Annotated in this window: 17 protein-coding genes; 12 read left to right on the forward strand and 5 right to left on the reverse strand. The window is 72.3% G+C overall.

The annotated features are described in order from the left end of the window. The first annotated feature begins 64 nt into the window (after nt 1–64). On the forward strand, nt 65–898 hold the full coding sequence (locus tag ACZ7LU_RS25685) for a hypothetical protein (RefSeq protein ID WP_398302558.1): 834 nt from the start codon (nt 65–67) through the stop codon (nt 896–898). Nucleotides 899–933: 35 nt separating this feature from the next. Here the strand turns inward: ACZ7LU_RS25685 and disA are convergent, their stop codons facing one another. Continuing rightward, a complete protein-coding gene (disA, locus tag ACZ7LU_RS25690; protein ID WP_362997138.1) occupies nt 934–2,058 on the reverse strand; it encodes a DNA integrity scanning diadenylate cyclase DisA in 1,125 nt (374 codons plus the stop codon). Between the two features lie 124 nt (nt 2,059–2,182). Continuing rightward, a complete protein-coding gene (radA, locus tag ACZ7LU_RS25695) occupies nt 2,183–3,592 on the reverse strand; it encodes a DNA repair protein RadA (RefSeq protein ID WP_398302560.1) in 1,410 nt (469 codons plus the stop codon). Nucleotides 3,593–3,790: 198 nt separating this feature from the next. On the opposite strand from radA, the gene ACZ7LU_RS25700 reads away from it, so the two are divergent. After that, nucleotides 3,791–5,569: a BACON domain-containing protein gene (locus tag ACZ7LU_RS25700; RefSeq protein ID WP_471918121.1), complete on the forward strand. Its 1,779-nt coding sequence runs from the start codon at nt 3,791–3,793 to the stop codon at nt 5,567–5,569. 2 nt (nt 5,570–5,571) lie between these two features. On the opposite strand, the gene ACZ7LU_RS25705 is transcribed toward ACZ7LU_RS25700, so the two are convergent. Beyond that, nucleotides 5,572–6,450, reverse strand: a complete 879-nt coding sequence (locus tag ACZ7LU_RS25705; RefSeq protein WP_398302564.1) for a DUF3109 family protein — start codon at nt 6,448–6,450, stop codon at nt 5,572–5,574. 71 nt (nt 6,451–6,521) lie between these two features. On the opposite strand from ACZ7LU_RS25705, the gene ACZ7LU_RS25710 reads away from it, so the two are divergent. The 5 genes from ACZ7LU_RS25710 (at nt 6,522) to ACZ7LU_RS25730 (ending at nt 11,470) form a co-directional block, all read left to right on the forward strand. Further along, nucleotides 6,522–7,454, forward strand: coding sequence for a Ppx/GppA family phosphatase (locus tag ACZ7LU_RS25710; RefSeq protein ID WP_398302566.1), 933 nt, complete (start codon nt 6,522–6,524; stop codon nt 7,452–7,454). Nucleotides 7,455–7,532: 78 nt separating this feature from the next. Beyond that, complete coding sequence (locus tag ACZ7LU_RS25715) at nt 7,533–8,357, forward strand: sugar phosphate isomerase/epimerase family protein (RefSeq protein WP_398302568.1); 825 nt, start codon at nt 7,533–7,535, stop codon at nt 8,355–8,357. Next, nucleotides 8,354–8,986, forward strand: a complete 633-nt coding sequence (locus tag ACZ7LU_RS25720) for a TetR/AcrR family transcriptional regulator (RefSeq protein ID WP_468300988.1) — start codon at nt 8,354–8,356, stop codon at nt 8,984–8,986. The genes ACZ7LU_RS25715 and ACZ7LU_RS25720 overlap by 4 nt, the downstream gene beginning before the upstream one ends. A gap of 178 nt (nt 8,987–9,164) precedes the next feature. Beyond that, nucleotides 9,165–11,018, forward strand: coding sequence for a dihydroxy-acid dehydratase (gene ilvD, locus ACZ7LU_RS25725; protein WP_398302572.1), 1,854 nt, complete (start codon nt 9,165–9,167; stop codon nt 11,016–11,018). 143 nt (nt 11,019–11,161) lie between these two features. Further along, the gene (locus ACZ7LU_RS25730) at nt 11,162–11,470 is read left to right on the forward strand and encodes an SH3 domain-containing protein (RefSeq protein ID WP_468091042.1); all 309 of its coding nucleotides are present in this window, start codon (nt 11,162–11,164) and stop codon (nt 11,468–11,470) included. Between the two features lie 57 nt (nt 11,471–11,527). On the opposite strand, the gene ACZ7LU_RS25735 is transcribed toward ACZ7LU_RS25730, so the two are convergent. Continuing rightward, nucleotides 11,528–13,798: a serine/threonine-protein kinase gene (locus ACZ7LU_RS25735; RefSeq protein ID WP_471918122.1), complete on the reverse strand. Its 2,271-nt coding sequence runs from the start codon at nt 13,796–13,798 to the stop codon at nt 11,528–11,530. A gap of 387 nt (nt 13,799–14,185) precedes the next feature. Here ACZ7LU_RS25735 and ACZ7LU_RS25740 point away from each other — a divergent pair, with 387 nt between their 5' ends. The 5 genes from ACZ7LU_RS25740 (at nt 14,186) to proC (ending at nt 18,389) form a co-directional block, all read left to right on the forward strand. Further along, a complete protein-coding gene (locus ACZ7LU_RS25740) occupies nt 14,186–14,728 on the forward strand; it encodes an EamA/RhaT family transporter (protein WP_398302576.1) in 543 nt (180 codons plus the stop codon). 135 nt (nt 14,729–14,863) lie between these two features. After that, on the forward strand, nt 14,864–15,655 hold the full coding sequence (locus tag ACZ7LU_RS25745; RefSeq protein ID WP_471918123.1) for a class I SAM-dependent methyltransferase: 792 nt from the start codon (nt 14,864–14,866) through the stop codon (nt 15,653–15,655). 303 nt (nt 15,656–15,958) lie between these two features. Then, complete coding sequence (locus tag ACZ7LU_RS25750; protein WP_468563292.1) at nt 15,959–16,717, forward strand: ABC transporter ATP-binding protein; 759 nt, start codon at nt 15,959–15,961, stop codon at nt 16,715–16,717. Beyond that, entirely contained in the window at nt 16,714–17,451 is a 738-nt protein-coding gene (locus ACZ7LU_RS25755) for an ABC transporter permease (protein ID WP_471918124.1), read from the forward strand. The genes ACZ7LU_RS25750 and ACZ7LU_RS25755 overlap by 4 nt, the downstream gene beginning before the upstream one ends. Before the next feature lie 113 nt (nt 17,452–17,564). Then, nucleotides 17,565–18,389, forward strand: a complete 825-nt coding sequence (proC, locus tag ACZ7LU_RS25760; protein ID WP_471918125.1) for a pyrroline-5-carboxylate reductase — start codon at nt 17,565–17,567, stop codon at nt 18,387–18,389. A gap of 133 nt (nt 18,390–18,522) precedes the next feature. Here proC and trpS read toward each other — a convergent pair whose 3' ends face one another. Beyond that, on the reverse strand, nt 18,523–19,533 hold the full coding sequence (gene trpS / locus ACZ7LU_RS25765) for a tryptophan--tRNA ligase (protein ID WP_468300973.1): 1,011 nt from the start codon (nt 19,531–19,533) through the stop codon (nt 18,523–18,525). Between the last annotated feature and the right edge of the window lie 530 nt (nt 19,534–20,063).

A 20,063-nucleotide genomic window follows, 5' to 3' on the forward strand; every position in this document is an offset into this window, starting at 1 on the left:
AACTTTGTCGTTCAAGGCGGCGGGTGGGGCGGGAGAAGCAGCGGATCTCTCGTAAGGTTTGGGCGTGGGATCTCTGCGCAATCCGGTCGGGCCGCTTCCCTCCACCATCTACTGGCGTCGGAGGGCCGTTCTGCTGTCCGTACTCGGCCTTCTGCTGCTCCTTGTCGTATGGGTCATCACCTCTGGTGGTGGCGGCGGCAAGAACAACGCCGACGGGCCTGGCGGCAACGGACCCGCCACGTCCATCACGCCGGGGCCCACCGGGTCCGGGCCCGCGATCAGTGAACACCCGGGCGGGCGGGACGAGTCGGGCGACGGCTCCGGCTCCGGCTCGGGCGGTTCCGGCGGCGGTTCCGGCGGCTCGGGCTCCGGCTCGGGTGGTTCGGGCGGCTCCGGCGGCTCGGGCGGCTCGGAGGACTCCGGTGGCGGCGGTTCCGACGACGGCGCCAAGGGCGGCGGCGGTTCGGGCGACCGCCTCCCGGCCGGTACGCGGCTGCCCAACTGCACCAGCGGCGCCGTGAAGTTGAAGCTGCGCAGCGTCCAGAACACGTACGCCATCGACGAGAAGCCGAAGTTCGAGCTGATCGCCGAGAACAGCGGCGGCAAGGCCTGCAAGGTCGATCTGGGCGGCAAGGGAACGGTCCTGACGATCACTCAGGCCGAGGATGACGACGAGTTCTGGTCGTCGGCGGACTGCCCCGGCGGCAGCGGCAGCCTGCTGCTGCGCGTGCCGGCGGACGGGCGGATCACGCACGCGGTCCAGTGGGACCGGCGGCCCAGCGCCCCGCGCTGCGCGACGCCTCCGGCGGGCTCGGCGAAGCCGGGCACGTACCTGGTCGAGGCGAAGACCCCGGGCCTGGGCACGGCACGCGCCTCGTTCGTCCTGGAGAAGGACTGACCGTCGGCGTATAGCGCCTGTCCATCGGACAGGCGCTATACGTAGCGCTCCAGGATCGACGACTCGGCCAGGCGCGACAGCCCCTCGCGCACGCTGCGCGCCCGCGCCTCGCCGACGCCGTCCACCGTCTGGAGGTCGTCCACACTCGCGGCGAGCAGCTTCTGCAGGCCGCCGAAGTGCTCCACGAGCCGGTCGATGATCGCCCCGGGGAGCCGGGGGACCTTGGCGAGGAGGCGGAAGCCGCGCGGCGACACCGCGGAGTCCAGGGCCTCGGGGGAGCCGGTGTAGCCCAGGGCGCGGGCCACGGTGGGCAGTTCGAGGAGCTCCGCGTGCGTGAGGGAGTCCAGCTCCGCGAGCGCCTCGTCCACCGTGCGGGAGCGCTTGGCGGTGGGCTCGGGGACGTAATCCCGGACGACCAGCTCGCGCTCGGGCTCGACGCCCGCGATCAACTCGTCAAGCTGGAGGGCGAGAAGGCGCCCGTCCGTGCCGAGCTCCACCACGTACTCGGCGATCTCCGTGGCGATGCGGCGCACCATTTCGAGGCGCTGGGCGACGGCGGTGACGTCCCGGACCGTCACCAGGTCCTCGATCTCCAGGGCGGAGAGCGTGCCCGCGACCTCGTCGAGGCGGAGCTTGTACCGCTCCAGGGTGGCGAGCGCCTGGTTCGCGCGGGAGAGGATCGCGGCCGAGTCCTCCAGGACGCGGCGCTGCCCGTCCACATAGAGCGCGATCAGCCGCATCGACTGGGAGACCGACACGACGGGGAAGCCGACCTGCTTGCTCACCCGGTCCGCGGTGCGGTGCCGCGTGCCCGTCTCCTCCGTGGGGATCGTCGGGTCCGGCACCAGCTGCACGCCCGCGCGCAGGATTTTGGTGATGTCCTTGTCGAGGACGATGCCGCCGTCGAGCTTGCACAGCTCGCGCAGCCGCGTCGCGGTGAACTCGACGTCCAGGATGAAGCCGCCGGTGCACATCGACTCGACGGTCTTGTCCCAGCCGAGGACGATCAGACCGCCGGTGTTGCCCCGGAGGATGCGCTCCAGGCCGTCGCGGAGCGCCTGGCCGGGTGCGACGGCGCTCAGGGAGGCGCGCATCAGCCCATCGGCAGCGGAGCTGCCGCCGGACTTGCCGGGGTTCGCTGCCCGGTCGTTGGCTGCCACTGCACTCCCTCGGTCGCAGGTTGTCCAAGCCTCTGCCGCGAGCTTGCTCCGTGCGGAGCGCACGCCTTGCCCCGCACGGAGCGGACACCTTGCTTCGTACGGATGGGCGAGACCAGGGCAAAGTCTACCGGCGCTCTTCCTCCTCCCGTGGGGCCTCTCGGCGACGGGATCTCGGAAGGACACGGAGGGCGTCCCCCATGTCGGCGACTTCGATGACCTTCATACCGGCGGGAACCCTGCCGGGGTCGGACGGCACGAGGGCGTGGGTGAAGCCCAGGCGGTGGGCCTCGGCCAGTCTGCGCTGGACGCCCGTGACCCGTCTGACCTCGCCCGCCAGGCCGACCTCGCCGATCGCGACGAGGTTCTTCGGCAGCGGGGTGTCGCTGGCCGCGCTGGCCAGGGCGAGGGCGACGGCGAGGTCCGCGGCGGGCTCGGAGAGCTTCACGCCGCCGACCGTCGCGCTGTAGATGTCGCGCTTGCCGAGGGCCGTGATGCGGCCGCGCTGCTCAAGGACGGCCAGCATCATCGAGACGCGGGACGTCTCCAGGCCGGAGGTGGTGCGCCGGGGGCTGGGGATCTGCGAGTCGACCGTGAGCGCCTGGACCTCGGCGACCAGGGGGCGGCGGCCTTCGAGGGTGACGGTCAGGCAGGTGCCGGGGACGGGCTCGGCGCGGCGGGTGAGGAAGAGGCCGCTGGGGTCGGCGAGGCCGGTGATGCCCTCGTCGTGCAGCTCGAAGCAGCCGACCTCGTCCGTCGTCCCGTACCGGTTCTTGACGCCGCGGACGAGGCGCAGGCGGGCGTGCCGGTCGCCCTCGAACTGCAGGACCACGTCGACGAGATGCTCCAGGAGGCGGGGGCCCGCGATCGCGCCGTCCTTGGTGACGTGACCGACCAGGAGCGTGGACATGCCGCGCTCCTTGGAGGCGCGGATCAGCGCGCCCGCGACCTCGCGGACCTGCGCCATGCCGCCGGGCGCCCCGTCGATCTCGGGCGAGGCGACCGTCTGGACCGAGTCGAGGACCAGGAGCGAGGGCTTGACCGCGTCCAAGTGGCCGAGGACGGCGGACAGGTCGGTCTCCGCCGCCAGATACAGATGGTCGTCGATCGCGCCGATGCGGTCGGCGCGCAGCCGGACCTGGCTCGCGGACTCCTCGCCGGTCACATAGAGCGTGCGGTGCGCCTCGCTCGCCGCCTTCGCCGAGACGTCGAGGAGCAGCGTGGACTTGCCGACGCCCGGCTCGCCCGCGAGCAGCACCACGGCGCCGGGGACCAGGCCGCCGCCGAGCACGCGGTCCAGCTCGGGCACGCCGGTGGAGCGGGCGGTGGCCTGGCGGCCGTCGACCTCGCCGATCGGGACGGCGGAGGAGGTGACCCGGCCGGGGGCGGTGGTGCGGACCGCGGGCGCGCCGTACTCCTCGACCGTCCCCCAGGCCTGGCACTCCGGGCAGCGGCCGAGCCACTTGGCCGTCTGCCAGCCGCACTCGGTGCAGCGGTAGGACGGCCGGTCCTTGGTGGATTTCGTACGGGCAGCCATGGTCGGAACCGTAGCCGAGCCCACTGACATCGCCGCCCCGGCAGCGGACTCCGGCCACTCCGGCCGTGGGTCGAGGCGGCCCCGTCCACGGAATCCGGGGTTCCTGTCCCCTTTTGAGGGATCTGTTCACCCGTAAGGGTTAAATGTGCCGGAGAGGGCAGAAGGGACCTGCATCATCCGCCTAACTTCGCTCGGGTGATGAGCAGCAGGCCGGAAACTCCCACGAACGCAACCGGCGCACACCGGGCGCACCGTGTCGCGCGCAAGCGCGTGGTGCCACGCCCGGCGCCCCGGGCCACCCCGTCCGCGCGCTACGAACCGTGTCTGGACGGCCTGTTCACGTACTGCCTGTCCGTGCTCTGCGACCACGACGCGGCGACCGCGGCGCTGGGGGACGTGCTCCACCACGCCGAGCGCCGCGGCGCCCGCGGCCCCGAGGCCGAGGGCGACCTCAGGGCCTGGCTCTACGCCCTCGCGCGCTGGGTCTGCCTGCGCCGGCTGGCCGAGGCCAAGCGCAGCCGCGAGGGACGGCACGCACACGGCGCGGACCAGCCCCCGAAAAAGCCGACGCAAGCCCCGAAAGAGCCGACGCGACCGGCGGAGCAGCCGGCGCCAGCGCAGGAGACCGAGCCGTCGCGGGAAACCGAGCCGTCGCAGGAGACCGCGCGGCAGCGGCGCGGGGAACTGGCCAAGCTGGCCTGGCCGGAGGCCGCGGGCACCACCCCCGAGCAGCGCGAGGCCCTGGAGCTGGCCGTGCGCCACCGGCTCACCCCCGCCGAGGTCGCCGCCGTCCTCGGCATGGACCTCACCAAGGCCCGCGGCCTGCTCGCCTCCGCCGCCTGCGAGGTGGAGCGCACCCGCGCCGCCCTCGCCGTCGTGGAGACCGGCAGCTGCCCCATCGTGGCCCGCATCACCGGCGACAACCAGCTGCTGCTCGGCACCGCCCTGCGCCGGGAGCTCGTCCGGCACGTCGACGACTGCCCGCGCTGCCGCCGCACCGCCGAGCGCGCCGGCGCGAGCGCCTGGCCGGGCACGGCCGTCAGCCCGGCCGCGCTCCCGATCGTCGAGGCGCCCCGAGCCGCCCTCCACATGGCGATGGCGCACGTCCCACGCGCGCGTGGCGGCGGCCCCCGTTACGACAGGCGCGGCTTTCCGATGGACCCCAAGGACCACGCCGCCCGCCGCGACCGCCTCCGCGCGCGTGCCGTCACGACGACCGTCGTCGCCACCGTGGTGGCCGCCCCGGTGCTCGCGCTCTGGGCCGCCTACCGAGGAGCGCCGCTCACCGGCGAGGGCCACGACGGCCGTTCGGTCAGCGCGAGCGAGGGCGGCCCCGGCAGCGGCCACGCCCGCGACGACTACGAGAACGCGGGCAACGCCCGCAAGGGCCCCCAGCCCCGCTTCTCCGCGGACAGCCGTTCGTCCGACGTCTCCGTAGAGGTCATCGGCGGTGGATCCGGGTCCCGCTCGTCGACCGGCCCCGGCCGCCTCACCGTCGAGGCCAGGCCGAGCGGCGACACCACCCTCATCACGTTGACGGCGTCCGGCGGTTCACCGGTCCACTGGTCGGCGAGCGAGAGCGCGTCCTGGCTCTATCTGAGCCGCTCGTCGGGGACGCTCGCGCCGGGGGAGTCGGTCACGGTCCAGGTGTACGTCGATCACACCCGCGAGCCGTCGGGGCACTGGAGCGCGCGGGTCGCCATCGCGCCCTCGGGCGCGATCATCTCGATCGACGGCCATGGAGACGGGCGTCCGCCGGGCCGTCCCGGTCCGGGCCCGCGGCCCACGCACCCCGGCCCCTCCGTGCCGGGACCGTCCTACCCGGGCCCGTCGGATCCGGGCCCCTCCGACCCGGGCCCGTCCGACCCCGACCCCACACCGACCCCCACAGACCCGACACCCACACCGTCCGAGCCCGGCCCGGGCGACTCGTCACCGCCGCCCGGCGACGGCAGCGGTGAGCCGGGCACGAGCTGATCTCAAGAGGACTCGGGGTCCGCCGGATGCGGTGCCAGGAGCGGCAGTTGCGAGGCCAGCCGCTCCTCGCACAGCTCCACGAGCCGGTCGTACCCCGCCTTGCCCATCAGCTCGATCAGCTCCGGGCGGTAGGAGACGTACACCGGGTCGCCCGCGCCGTGCGCCGACGTCGCCGACGTGCACCACCAGTGCAGATCGTGGCCGCCGGGGCCCCAGCCCCGCCGGTCGTACTCACCGATCGACACCTGGAGGACGCGGGTGTCGTCGGGCCGGTCGATCCACTCGTACGTCCTGCGCACCGGCAGCTGCCAGCAGACGTCCGGCTTCGTCTCCAGCGGCTCGCGGCCCTCCCGCAGCGCCAGGATGTGCAGCGAGCAGCCGGCGCCGCCCGCGAAGCCGGGGCGGTTCTGGAAGATGCACGAGCCGTTGTACGGACGGGTCTGGCGGTCGCCGTCCTCGTCCGTGGCGACCCAGCCGGTCTCCCGGCCCACGTCGTGGTGCTGCCAGATGTCGGGCGTGAGCCGGTCGACGTACTCCGCCACCCGCTTCTCGTCGTCATCGTCCGAGAAGTGGGCACCCAGCGTGCAGCAGCCGTCGTCCGCGCGGCCCGCCTGAATGCCCTGACAGCCGCTGCCGAAGATGCAGTTCCAGCGAGAGGTCAGCCATGTCAGATCGCAACGGAAAAGCTGCTCGTCGTCCGCGGGATCAGGGAACTCCACCCAGGCGCGGGCGAAGTCAAGACCCTTCTCGTCCGGAGCGGCCTTCTTGGTCTTCGCCGGCTTCCCGGACTTTCCCACCTTCTCGTTCTTCTCCGGCCTGCCCACCTTCTCGGCCTTCGCCGACTTCGATTTGTCGGCCTTCGTCTTTTTCGTCTTTGGCACGTCTCCAGGGTATGCGGGCAGTGGACCGCCCGAGGCCAGACGATCGGCCCGCGCGGCGTAGCGTTCCTTATATGAGACTCGGTGTCCTCGACGTGGGGTCGAACACGGTGCATCTGCTCGTGGTCGACGCCCACCCCGGTGCGTGCCCGCTGCCCGCACACTCGCACAAGGCCGATCTGCGCCTCGCCCAACTCCTCGACCCCGCCGGGGCCATCGGGGCGGACGGCGTCGACCGGCTGGTCGCCGTCGTCCGCGAGGCGATGGAGGCCGCGGAGGACAAGGGCGTCGAGGAAGTGCTGCCGTTCGCCACCTCCGCGGTGCGCGACGCGACCAACGCCGACGCGGTCCTCGCCCGGGTCACGGAGGAGACCGGGGTCGACCTCCAGGTCCTGTCCGGCGAGGAGGAGGCCCGGCTGACCTTCCTGGCCGCCCGGCGCTGGTTCGGCTGGTCCGCGGGCAAGCTGCTCGTCCTCGACATCGGCGGCGGCTCCCTGGAGATCGCGTACGGCATGGACGAGGAGCCGGACGCCGCGACGAGCCTGCCGCTCGGCGCGGGCCGCCTCACCGCCGCCTGGCTGCCCGCGGACCCGCCGGACCCCTCCGACGTGAAGGCGCTGCGGCGGCACGTGCGCGCGCAGATCGCCCGCACGGTGGGGGAGTTCGCCCGCTTCGGCACCCCCGACCACATCGTGGCGACGTCGAAGACGTTCAAGCAGCTCGCCCGGCTGACGGGGGCCGCCCGCTCGGCGGAGGGCCCCTACGTACAGCGCGAGCTGAAGCGGAAGTCCCTGGAGGAGTGGGTGCCGCAGCTCGCCGCGATGACCACGCGCGAGCGCGCGGAACTGCCCGGCGTCTCCGAAGGGCGGGCCGGCCAGCTGCTCGCGGGGGCGCTCGTCGCGGAGGGCGCGATGGACCTCTTCGGGGTCGAGGCGCTGGAGATCTGCCCGTGGGCCCTGCGCGAGGGCGTGATTTTGCGCAGGCTCGATCACCTGCCGCCGTCGTGAGCGGGCGCGATGCGCTCTGACCAGGGCGACGGGAGGCCACCTCCCCCGCGCCAGGACGGGGCCCGTACGCTGTTCCTCGTGGCAGAACCAGTGGTGCGCATCCCGGATGCGAAGGTCGCCCTGTCGACGGCCTCGGTCTATCCGGAGTCGACGGCGACGGCCTTCGAGATCGCCGCGCGCCTGGGCTACGACGGCGTCGAGGTCATGGTCTGGACCGACCCGGTCAGCCAGGACATAGAGGCGCTGCGCAGACTGAGCGACTACCACCAGATCCCGATCCTCGCCGTCCACGCGCCCTGCCTCCTCATCACCCAGCGCGTCTGGTCCACGGACCCGTGGGTCAAGCTGCAGCGCGCGAAGGCCGCCGCGGAGAAGCTCGACGCCTCGACCGTCGTCGTGCACCCGCCCTTCCGCTGGCAGCGGCAGTACGCCCGCGACTTCGTCGACGGAATCTGGCGGATGGCCGACGAGACGGACGTGCGGTTCGCCGTCGAGAACATGTACCCCTGGCGCTACCGCGACCGCGAGATGCTCGCGTACGCCCCCGACTGGGACGTCACCAAGGACGACTACCGCCACTTCACCGTCGACCTCTCGCACACCGCGACCGCCCGCACGGACGCGATGGAGATGATCGACCGCATGGGCGACCGGCTCGGCCACGTCCACCTCGCCGACGGCAAGGGCTCCGCCAAGGACGAGCACCTCGTCCCCGGCCGCGGCACGCAGCCCTGCGCCGAGCTCCTCGAGCGCCTGGCGGTCAGCGGCTTCGACGGGCACGTCGTCATCGAGGTCAACACGCGGCGCGCGATGTCCAGCGCCGAACGCGAGGCGGACCTCGCCGAGGCCCTCGCCTTCACCCGGCTGCACCTGGCCTCCGCCGTGCAGGTGCCCCGCTCATGACCCCCGGCGCGCCGTCGGAGGCGACCGCCCCGCGCCGCCGGGGACGCCCGTCCCGTACGCAGTCGGAGAACGGCCCCGCGACGCGCGACCAGATCCTGCGGGCTGCCCGCGAGGAGTTCTCCGCACGCGGGTACGAGAAGGCGTCCGTGCGCGGCATCGCCAAGGCCGCCGGGGTCGACCCGGCGCTCGTGCACCACTACTTCGGCACGAAGGAACAGGTCTTCGAGGCCGCCGTCACCGTCGCCTTCGCGCCCGCGCTGGAAGCGCCCGCCGCCATCGAGGAGGGCCCGCTCGACGGGGTCGGCGAGCGCCTGACCCGGTTCGTCCTCGGCATCTGGGAGAACCCCGCGACGCGCGCCCCGCTGCTCGCCATCGTGCGCTCCGCGGTGAACAACGAAACCGCCGCATCGATCTTCCGCCGCCTCGTCGCCACCCAGCTCCTCGAACGGATCGCGCGCCGCCTGGAGCTGCCCGACGCGGAGCTGCGGGCCGAGCTCGCCGCCGCGCAGCTGGTGGGCGTCGCCATGCTGCGGTACGTGATCCAGGTCGAGCCGCTGGCCTCGGCGGACGTGGAGCAGCTCGTGGCGCGGCTGGCTCCGGTGGTGCAGGGCCATCTGACGGAGGCGTGAGAGGGCGGCCGGGCGTGCGAGGGCCGAGCGTGAGACGGCCGTCCCGCCATCCGGACACTCTGTCCGGATCGTGGAGCCGCGGCGTACGCTCGACATCAGTCTTGTCCCTCCGTATATCGCCGGGATCCCTGCCGCACATCGCCGGAGTCCCCGCCATTCTTTGAAGGAGCGAGCGACCATGCCCGAGCTCAGGTCCCGCACAGTCACCCACGGCCGCAACATGGCGGGCGCCCGCGCCCTTATGCGCGCCTCCGGTGTACCCGGGGCCGACATCGGGCGGAAGCCGATCATCGCGGTGGCCAACTCCTTCACGGAGTTCGTGCCCGGCCACACCCACCTGCAGCCGGTCGGCCGCATCGTCTCCGACGCGATCCGCGAGGCCGGCGGCATCCCGCGCGAGTTCAACACCATCGCGGTGGACGACGGCATCGCGATGGGCCACGGCGGAATGCTGTACTCCCTGCCGTCCCGCGACCTCATCGCTGACTCCGTGGAGTACATGGTGGAGGCCCACTGCGCCGACGCCCTGATCTGCATCTCCAACTGCGACAAGATCACCCCCGGCATGCTGATGGCCGCCCTGCGCCTCGACATCCCGACGGTCTTCGTCTCCGGCGGCCCGATGGAGGCCGGCAAGGCCACCCTCGTCGACGGCACGGTCCGCAAGCTCGACCTGGTCAACGCGATCAGCGACGCCGTGGACGAGAGCATCTCGGACGAGGACATCCTCCGCATCGAGGAGAACGCCTGCCCGACCTGCGGCTCCTGTTCCGGCATGTTCACCGCCAACTCGATGAACTGCCTGACCGAGGCCATCGGCCTCTCCCTGCCGGGCAACGGCTCGGTCCTCGCCACGCACACCGCCCGCAAGGCGCTGTACGAGCGGGCCGGACAGACGGTCGTCGACATCACCAAGCGGTACTACGACGGCGACGACGCCTCCGTCCTGCCGCGCTCGATCGCCACGCACGCCGCCTTCGAGAACGCCATGGCCCTCGACATCGCCATGGGCGGCTCGACGAACACGATCCTGCACCTGCTGGCCGCCGCCCAGGAGGCCGGCGTCGACTACGACCTGACCGACATCGACGCCGTCTCGCGCCGCGTCCCGTGCCTGGCCAAGGTCGCTCCGAACGTCGCGGGCGACACGACGTACTACATGGAGGACGTGCACCGCGCCGGCGGCATCCCCGCGCTCCTCGGCGAGCTGTACCGCGGCGGCCTCCTCAACGAGGACGTCCACACCGTCCACTCGCCCTCCATCAAGGAGTGGCTGGACGCCTGGGACATCCGCTCCGGCTCCGCGTCCGCCGAGGCCGTCGAGCTGTGGCACGCGGCGCCCGGCTGCCGCCGCTCCGCCGAGGCGTTCTCGCAGTCCGAGCGCTGGGACACCCTCGACACGGACGCCGCGGGCGGCTGCATCCGCGACGTCGCCCACGCGTACTCGAAGGACGGCGGCCTCGGCGTCCTGAAGGGCAACATCGCCGTCGACGGCTGCGTCGTGAAGACCGCCGGTGTCGACGAGTCGATCTGGACCTTCGAAGGCCCCGCGGTCGTCTGCGACTCGCAGGAAGAGGCCGTCGAGAAGATCCTCAACAAGGCCGTGCAACCGGGCGACGTGGTCGTCATCCGCTACGAGGGCCCCAAGGGCGGCCCCGGCATGCAGGAGATGCTCTACCCCACCTCCTTCCTGAAGGGCCGCGGCCTCGGCAAGGTCTGCGCCCTGGTCACCGACGGCCGCTTCTCCGGCGGTACGTCGGGTCTGTCGATCGGCCACGCGTCGCCGGAGGCGGCGGCCGGCGGCACGATCGCGCTCGTCGAGGACGGCGACCGCATCCGCATCGACATCCCCGGCCGTTCGATCGAGCTCCTCGTCCCGGACGAGGAGCTGGCCGCCCGCCGCGAGGCCCTCGGCGGTGTGTACGAGCCGAAGGGCCGCGAGCGCAAGGTGTCCGCCGCCCTGCGCGCGTACGCGGCGATGGCGACGAGCGCCGACAAGGGCGCGGTCCGGGACGTGTCGAAGCTCGGCTGACGCGGACGGCTGGTTCGCCGGTTCGCCGGTTCGCCGGTGCACGGAAACCTTTTGGGGCGCGGGCGCGTCCTTGGTGTGGAGAACACGCCAGGGGCGGCCCGCGCCGCCGTTTACGGGGGGAGAGCACAGTGAGCGAGAACGTGATGGTGCCGGAAGTGACCGCCGAGCCGGCCGAGGCAATCGAGCCGGCCGAGGCCGTGGAAGCCACCGCCGCGCGGACGTACGCCATCGCCGCGGACGTCAACGTCCGCTCCGGCCCCGGCACTTCGTACGGCAAGGTCGGCCGGCTCCGCGCGGGCACCCGCGTCACCATCGCCTGCCAGAAGCCCGGCGAGACGGTCACGGGCCCGACCGGCACGTCGAACCTGTGGGACCGGATCGGCAGCGGCCGCTACGTCTCGGACACGTACGTCCGCACGGGCAGCGACGGGTACGTGGCGCCGCGCTGCTGAGCGCCGCACGGGTGGCGCGGCCGCCGGAGTCCGCGCGGTTCCCGGAGCCCCGGGAGCTCAGCCGGACTTCGGCGGCTTCGTCGCGTCGAAGGCGAACACCGTGTTCTTCGCGGCCGCCACGACCACCACGCTCCCGGCGACGGTCACGCGCGGGCTGGCGTTCATCTCGCCCGCCAGGCCGTCGGCCCTCGGATCCGTCGTCCACAGCGGCTTGCCCGCACGGGACGAGAGCGCGACGACCCGGCCGCTGGCCGAGCTGAAGTACAGCGCGCCGTCGCCGTCCCCGGCCACCGGCCCCGACACACCCTCCACGCTCGTCTGCCGGGACCACTTCTTCCTGCCGGTCGCCGGGTCGAGCGCCGTGACGAGCCCGGTCTGCCCGCTGACGAAGACGGTGCCGTCGGCCATGCCGGGCGTCCCGTCGTACGTCTTCGGGAGCCGGGAGTACGTCACCTTCTGCGAGGCCCGGTCCACCCGCGACACCCCGTCGTAGCCCACGATCGCGGGCCCCTCCTGGCGCGGGTGGAGGAGGACGAGACTGCCGCCCGCGGTGCCCACCGGCACGGCGGGGCCCTTGAGGGTGATGGCCTTGCCGAGGCTTCCCGAGGCGAGGTCGACGGTGCGCAGGACGGGGTGGCGCACCTCGCCGTCCGCCAGTTCCGCGGCCGGCGCGCACATCGCGTACAGCCGCGTGCCCGAGGGGACCGGGGCGCACTGCGTGCCCGAGGGGAATGGTTCCTGCCAGGCGACCTTCCCGCTGTGCGCCCGCCGGGCCTCGAAGCGGGTGTTCGACGCGTCGACCGTGACGACGGTCGAGCCGATCACCACGGCGTCCTGCGTACGTCCCGTCACGGCCGTCGACTGGGCGCCGGACGGCACCGACCAGAGCTCCCTGCCCTTGTCCGCGTCGACGGCGACCACCTCGCTCTGCGGACTGGCCGCATCGCCCTCGGCCGCGAAGCGGTAGCCGAGCACCGTGTCGTCGGTGACGCCCACCAGATGCATGCCCTGCACCGGAACGCCGGGGCTTTTCTCCGTCCAGACCCGGGAGCCGTCGGAGAGCCTGAGCCGGGCCGCGACGACGCCACCGCCCCCGCAGAACAGCGCGTCACCGCGCGCCTCACAGCGCAACTCGTCCGGAATGTCCGCGCGACCGCCCGGCACGGTCTTGCGCCACGGCGCGAAACCACCCGGCAGCCGCGCCCCGGCCGCCGCGATGTCGGTCCCCTTGCCGCCCGAGCCGCCGGGACCGTCCGAGCCGCCCGCCCGCATCACGGCGACCCCGCCGCCGATCGCGGCCACGGCCACGACCGCGGCGAGCACCGGCCGCCAGCGCCGCCGCATCCGCCCCCCGCCGACGGTCGCCTTGTCACGGCCGGCGTCCTCGGCACCCCCGTCCACCGCGAGCGGCGGGGAAGCGGCACCCGGCGCCGGAGTGTCGTCGTCCGTCGAGAGGTGGTGCTGCGTGTCCGTCTCCCGCATGCTGCGCGGGCCGTCCGCCGGACCGGTGGCGGGACCAAGATCGGCCGGCAGATCCCGCAGCCGTACGAGGAGTTCGTCCGCCGAGGGCCGGTCGTCGGGGTCCTTCGCCAGGCACGGCTCGACCACCCGCCGCAGCGCGTCCGGCACCGCGCCGAGCGCCGGCGCCTCGTGGACCACTTGGTAGGCCGTCATGTACGGGCTGTCCGCGTCGAAGGGGCCCTGCCCCGTCGCCGCGTAGACGAGCAGCGTGGCCAGCGAGAAGACATCGGAACGCGGCCCGACCCCGCGCGGCGTCTGCAACTGCTCCGGCGACATGAACGGCGGCGTGCCGATCACCCGCCCCGTCATCGTCAGCGTCTGCTGGTCCGCGGCGCGCGAGATACCGAAGTCGATGACGCGGGGGCCCTCGGGGGAGAGGACCACGTTCGACGGCTTCAGGTCCCGGTGCACGACGCCCGCGCGGTGGATGTCGCGCAGCGCCTCCGTGAGCCCGATGGCGAGACGGCGCAGCTCGACGCCGTCGATGGGGCCCTTCTTCGCGATGTGCTGCGCGAGCGTGTGGCCCTCGATGAAGGTGGTGGCCATCCACGGGTGCTCGGCCTCGGGATCCGCGTCGATCACCGCCGCGGTGAAGGCGCCGCTGACCCGGCGGGCCGCCGCGACCTCCTGCCGGAAGCGGATGCGGAACTCCTCGTCACCCGCGAACTGCTGGTGGATCAGCTTGATCGCGACGGGACGCCCCGAAGCCGTACGCGCCAGGAAGACCGTGCCCATACCGCCCGAGCCGAGGCGCGCCTCGAGCGGATATCCGCCGATCTCCTCCGGGTCTCCCCCACGGAGCGACATGCTCACCGACCTCCCCCGTGTTCCCCGCTGCGAACCCTCGCCGCTTACGCAGCCCAAACTAACCGCCGGGCGGTGCGCCCTGGCAAGGCGGGGGACGAATAGGGCGTGCCTGTACGCGTGGGACGCACACGAAACCACCGGGACGGTGGGTATCCCGCAACCGCAAACCGCAGGCCATCGCCAACCGGGACGGCGGACGTCCCGTAACCGCAGGCCATCGCCAACCGGGACGGCGGATGTCCCGGAACCGCAGCCCATCGCCAACCGGGACGGCGGATGTCCCGGAACCGCAGGCCGTCGCCCACCGGGACGGCGGACGTCCCGTAACCGCAGGCCATCGCCAACCGGGACGGCGGATGTCCCGGAACCGCAGGCCATAATCAAACGGTGAGCGAAGAATCCGGCACCCAAAGCCCCACCGGCACAGACGGCCCCACCGCTCCGGCGCGCCCTTCCGGCGCCACCGAACCCGGCCCGCGGCCCGAGCCGATCCGCTTCTTCGGGACGACCTGGGTCGCCCACGACGGCGGCTACGGCGCCCGGCGGGTCGGCGTCGCCGTCGGCTCGCTGGCCGCGGCGGTCGCCGGCTGCTTCGTGCTGCGCTTCGCCTACGAGGGCCTGACCATCGCCGACGTCGGCCAGTTCGTGAACCTCCTCGTCGTCCTGATGTTCGCGATCTGCAGCGCCGTCGCCTTCCGCCGCACCTGGGAAGGGTTCAGTCGACGCCACGACCCGGCGTCCCAGGCCTCGGCCCGCTCCCTGATGACCATCGGCTTCGTCGGCACCCTCCTCGCCCACTTCTTCCGCTCCTTCTCGGAAGCCCCCGGCGAGAAACTCCACCGCGAGGAGTACGAGGCGGCCCGCGCCCAGTACGAAAAGCGCACCTCCCGCCGCACAGGCAACCCCTCCCGCAAAAAGCGGAAGCGCTGACACCGACGTCGCCGCTCCGGGGGCAGCCCGGGCCCCGGCTCCGGCCCCGGCTGGACTCGACTCGACCCGACCCGACCAGTGAGGCCGGGCGCGCGGGGGCTGGATCATTCGTTGCTGCGCACGCGACGATGACCCATGACTTCCACCACCCCCTCCTCACGCGCCCGGGCCCACTCCTTCAACGCGGCCGCCGCCCAGTACGCGGCGTACCGCCCCTCCTACCCGCCCGCCCTCTTCGACGCCGTCGAGCGCCTCGCGGGCCGCCCCCTCGCGGGCGCACGCGTGGTGGACGTCGGCGCGGGCACCGGCATCGCCACCGCCCTGCTGGCCGGACGGGGCGCCGAGGTCCTCGCGGTCGAACCGGGCACGGGTATGGCACAACAGTTCCGCCGCACACTCCCGCACATCCCCCTCGTACGCGGTGACGGCAACGCCCTCCCGCTGGCCGACGCCTCGGCCGACTTCCTCACGTACGCCCAGGCCTGGCACTGGACGGACCAGGAACGCTCCGTACCCGAGGCCATACGCGTGCTGCGCCCCGGCGGCGCCCTCGCCCTGTGGTGGAACATCCACGATCACGACACCCCGTGGCTCGACGCCCAGACCGCCCGCATCGCCCGCTTCCTCGGTATGGACGACGAGGCCCGCCACACCGCCGACCGCACGGCCGCCCGCGCCGGCGAGCGCGGTGACCTGACGACCGCATTCGCCTTCCGCCGCGACCGGCTCCGCTGGAGCCGCCGCGTGCCGCTCGACACCCACCTCGCCAACCTCGGCACGCACTCCGCGTTCCTGGTCCTCGACGAGGACCGCACCGCCGCCTTCCTCGCTGCGGAACGCGCCGAACTGCTCAAGGTCTTCCCCGACGCGATCGTCGAGGAGAGCTACGTCGTGGACCTCCTGGTCGCCACCCGCCCCACGACCTGAACCGCCCTCCATGTCGCCTTGACGGAGCGGGTCACCGGGAGCACTATTCATCACATGATGAATAAAAGGCCCCCGACGGCCCGCCCCAACACGTCACCGACCCACCCGGCCCACCCGGCCAACCACCGGCCGACCCCGACGGACCCCAGAACCGGCGCCCCCGAGCCGCCATCCGGCACCCCCGAACCCCCTCCCAGCACCCCGGAGCCCCCTGAACCGCCCGGGTCCACCCCCGGAAGCCGGAACCAGACGGACAACCAACCACCCCCCGGCACCCCCGCCCGCGCCGCCGAGAGCCCGGCCGTGCTGGCCCAGGGACTGACCGTCGTCCGAGGGCCCCGCACCGTCCTGCGCGACCTCGACTTCACCGTCCCCCGCGGCCAGATCACCGGACTCCTCGGCCCCTCCGGCTGCGGCAAGTCCACACTCATGCGGGCCATCGTCGGCACCCAGGCCAAGGTCACCGGCACCCTGAACGTCCTCGGCCACCCCGCGGGCGCCCCCACCCTCCGCTCCCGCGTCGGCTACGTCACCCAGCACCCCTCCGTCTACGACGACCTCACCGTCCGCCAAAACCTCGACTACTTCGCGGCCGTCCTCGACCCCGGCCACGGCACCGCCGCCGAACGCCGCCGCGACCACGTCACCCGCGTCCTCGACGACGTCGCCCTCGCCTCACACGCCGACTCCCTGGCCGGCAACCTCTCCGGCGGCCAGCGCAGCCGGGTCTCCCTCGCGGTCGCCCTCCTCGGAACCCCCGAACTCCTCGTGCTCGACGAACCGACCGTCGGCCTCGACCCCGTGCTCCGCCGCGACCTCTGGAACCTCTTCCACACCATCGCCGCCGACCGCGGCGCCACCCTCCTCGTCTCCTCCCACGTCATGGACGAAGCGGAACGCTGCCACCGCCTCCTCCTCATGCGCGAAGGCCGCCTCCTCGCCGACGACACCCCCGACGCCCTGCGCGACCGCACCCACTCCGACACGGTCGAAGCAGCCTTCCTCCACCTGGTCGACGCCGCCGACACCGGCCAGCCCGTCCCGCCCAGGAGCCCCCGATGAGCACCTACCGCACCCTCGCCTCCGCCGCGCGAGTCCTGCGCCAACTCCGCCACGACTCACGCTCCATCGCGCTGATGATCCTGGTCCCCTGCGTGATGCTGCTCCTCCTGCGCTACGTCTTCGACGGCAGCCCGCAGACCTTCGACTCCATTGGCGCCTCGCTCCTCGGGATCTTCCCCCTCATCACGATGTTCCTGGTCACCTCGATCGCCACCCTCCGCGAACGCACCTCCGGCACCCTCGAACGCCTCCTCACCATGCCCCTGGGCAAAGGCGACCTCATCGCCGGCTACGCCCTCGCCTTCGGCGCCCTGGCCGTCGTCCAGTCGACCCTCGCCACCGGGCTCGCCCTGTGGGTCCTCGGCCTGAACGTCACAGGCTCCGCCTGGCTGCTGCTCCTGATCGCTCTGCTCGACGCCCTCCTCGGCACGGCGCTGGGACTCTTCGTCTCGGCCTTCGCCGCCTCCGAATTCCAGGCCGTCCAGTTCATGCCGGCGGTGATCTTCCCCCAACTCCTCCTCTGCGGCCTGTTCGCCCCACGCGACACCATGCAGCCGGTCCTCGAATGGTTCTCCAACGTCCTCCCCATGTCGTATGCCGTCGACGGCATGAACGAAGTCCTCCACCACTCCGACATCACCGGCGACTTCGTACGCGACGTCGTCATCGTCGCGGGCTGCGCACTCCTCGTCCTCGCCCTGGGCGCGGCCACCCTGCGCCGCCGCACCGCCTGACCCCCGGACCCCCGGACTGTCCGGGGTGTCCCGCCCACCGGACACCACCGCTGCTCCCGCCACCCCGATGCGAGGATGGTCCCCGGACGACGCAACCCCGGAGGCCACCGTTCATGAGCAGCAGCACGAGCCAGAAAGTCGCAGTCCTCGGCACCGGAAAGATCGGTGAAGCCCTGCTCAGCGGCATGATCCGCGGCGGCTGGGCACCGGCCGACCTCCTGGTCACCACCCGCCGCCAGGAGCGCGCCGACGAGCTCCGCACCCGCTATGGCGTCACCTCCGTCAGCAACGCGGACGCCGCCAAGCAGGCCGACACCCTGATCCTCGCCTGCAAGCCCCAGGACATGGCCAAGCTGCTCGACGAACTCGCCCCGCACGTCACCCCCGACCGCCTGGTCATCAGCGCCGCCGCCGGTATCACCACCGCTTTCATCGAAGAGCGCCTCGCCGAGTCCACCCCGGTCGTCCGCGTCATGCCCAACACTCCTGTCCTCGTCGACGAAGGCATGTCCGTCATCTCCGCCGGCAGCCACGCCTCCGCCTCCGCCCTCGCCCACGCGGAGGCCATCTTCGGAGCCGTCGGCAAGACGCTCCGTGTCCCCGAGACGCAGCAGGACGCCTGCACGGCCCTGTCCGGCTCCGGTCCCGCGTACTTCTACTTCCTGGTCGAGGCCATGACCGACGCGGGCATCCTCCTCGGCCTCCCCCGCGACAAGGCCCACGACCTGATCGTCCAGGCGGCCATCGGCGCGTCCGTCATGCTCCGCGACAGCGGCGAACACCCGGTGAAGCTCCGCGAGAACGTCACCTCCCCCGCAGGCACGACGATCAACGCCATCCGCGAGCTCGAGAACCACGGTGTACGCGCGGCCCTCATCGCGGCCCTCGAAGCGGCCCGCGACCGCAGCCGCGAACTCGCCACCGGCAACAACAGCTGAGGCCACCGCCGCAGCAGCAGCCACTGTTCGCCACCGCCACCGCCACCGCCGCCGCTTGCCGCAGGGGCTCCGGCGGCGAGACGGTGGACGCGCGGCGCCACGCGTCCTCCCGCCTCGCAGCCGGCCCCCACGCTTACCGCGCGTCGCTCACCGGCGGCAGCAGCCCGATCGCCCGATAGGCGCCGTCCACCGTCGGCTTGGCCATGCCCCGTGCCCGCTCAGCTCCCCGCCGCAACACCTCCTCCACATACATGGGGTCCGCCACCAGCTCCTTGTGCCGCTCCTGTACGGGCCTGAGCAGCTCCACCACGGCCTCGGCGGTGTCCTTTTTCAGTGCGCCGTACGACTCATATACACCGCTCAAGGCCTCCGGGTTCCCACCTCGGCACGCCGCGAGGATCTCCAGCAGATTCGAGACCCCCGGCTTCGACTCCCGGTCGAACGCGACCTCGCTGCCGCTGTCCGTGACGGCCCGCATGACCTTCTTGCGCACCACGTCCGGCTCGTCGAGCAGATAGATGATCCCGGCCCCCGTGTCGTGGGACTTGCCCATCTTCGACGTCGGGTCCTGCAGATCCATGACCCGCGCCGCGACCTTCGGCGGCGTGGCCCGCGGCACCACGAACGTCTGGCCATAGCGCTGGTTGAACCGCACCGCCAGGTCCCGCGTCAGCTCCACGTGCTGGGTCTGGTCCTCACCGACCGGCACCTCGTCGGCGTCGTACGCCAGGATGTCCGCCGCCATCAGCACCGGATAGGTGAGCAGTGACAGCCGCACGCTCCCGCCCCGCGCCTGCTCAAGGACCGACTTCTCCTTGTACTGGATCATCCGCCGCATCTCGCCGTCCGACGCGACGCACTCCAGCAGGTACGAGAGACGGGCGTGCTCGTCCACGTGGCTCTGCACGAAGACGGTGGCCCGCTCGGGATCGATGCCCGACGCGAGCAACAGGGTCGCCGCCTGTCGACTCAGCCTGCGCACCCGCCCGGGATCGTGCTCCACGGTCAGGGCGTGCAGGTCGACAATGCTGAAGAGGGACTCCGCCCGGTACTGATCGACCTCGGCCCACTGCCGGATGGCTCCCAGGTAGTTGCCCAGGGTCAGGTGTCCCGTCGGCTTGACCCCGCTGAAGATCCTCGTCATCTCTCCGCCTCCTGGTCAGGACCGCCGGCCCGACGACCGGGCTCCGGGTCCTCCAGGGGGAGAAACGAGAACGGCCGCCGAAGCGGCGGCCGTCGAGTACATGCGTATGTACGGCCGCCGTCAGGCGGCCCACCACAGTTGGGCGTACGCACGTGTAGTCACGTCCGCCAGAGTAGCCCTCCAGGGCCCCGTCGTCAGGAGTTGACACCCCCGGAGCCGCTACGTAGTGTTCTCCGAGTTGCCCGACGTGAGCGTCGACCACATGGTCGGTCCCCGGGCAGCCATTCCGCAAGAACCATTCAAGCGATCGACGTCGTGCGCCCTCAGGGGACTCGCCTTCGATTCGTTTTCATGCGTATTTGCGAAATGAGGAATCCGCGTTCGAAGGAACGCCCCCGATTAGCTCGGGAGCCAGGAATCCGCTAAAGTCTCACTCGTCGGAACGGCCCAACAGCCGGGAAGACACCTCCCGCTGACTGGGAGTCAGGCCCGAAAGGATCTGATAGAGTCGGAACCGCCGGAAAGGGAAA

This window comes from Streptomyces sp. NPDC039462 (assembly GCF_055639375.1).

Bases quoted from the DNA above. Each gene is read 5' to 3' on its own strand.
- radA (WP_398302560.1), bottom strand. From the start codon at position 3,592: ATGGCTGCCCGTACGAAATCCACCAAGGACCGGCCGTCCTACCGCTGC.
- ACZ7LU_RS25700 (WP_471918121.1), top strand. From the start codon at position 3,791: ATGAGCAGCAGGCCGGAAACTCCCACGAACGCAACCGGCGCACACCGG.
- ACZ7LU_RS25710 (WP_398302566.1), top strand. From the start codon at position 6,522: ATGAGACTCGGTGTCCTCGACGTGGGGTCGAACACGGTGCATCTGCTC.
- ACZ7LU_RS25720 (WP_468300988.1), top strand. From the start codon at position 8,354: ATGACCCCCGGCGCGCCGTCGGAGGCGACCGCCCCGCGCCGCCGGGGA.
- ilvD (WP_398302572.1), top strand. From the start codon at position 9,165: ATGCCCGAGCTCAGGTCCCGCACAGTCACCCACGGCCGCAACATGGCG.
- ACZ7LU_RS25730 (WP_468091042.1), top strand. From the start codon at position 11,162: ATGGTGCCGGAAGTGACCGCCGAGCCGGCCGAGGCAATCGAGCCGGCC.
- ACZ7LU_RS25735 (WP_471918122.1), bottom strand. From the start codon at position 13,798: ATGTCGCTCCGTGGGGGAGACCCGGAGGAGATCGGCGGATATCCGCTC.
- ACZ7LU_RS25745 (WP_471918123.1), top strand. From the start codon at position 14,864: ATGACTTCCACCACCCCCTCCTCACGCGCCCGGGCCCACTCCTTCAAC.
- ACZ7LU_RS25755 (WP_471918124.1), top strand. From the start codon at position 16,714: ATGAGCACCTACCGCACCCTCGCCTCCGCCGCGCGAGTCCTGCGCCAA.
- proC (WP_471918125.1), top strand. From the start codon at position 17,565: ATGAGCAGCAGCACGAGCCAGAAAGTCGCAGTCCTCGGCACCGGAAAG.
- trpS (WP_468300973.1), bottom strand. From the start codon at position 19,533: ATGACGAGGATCTTCAGCGGGGTCAAGCCGACGGGACACCTGACCCTG.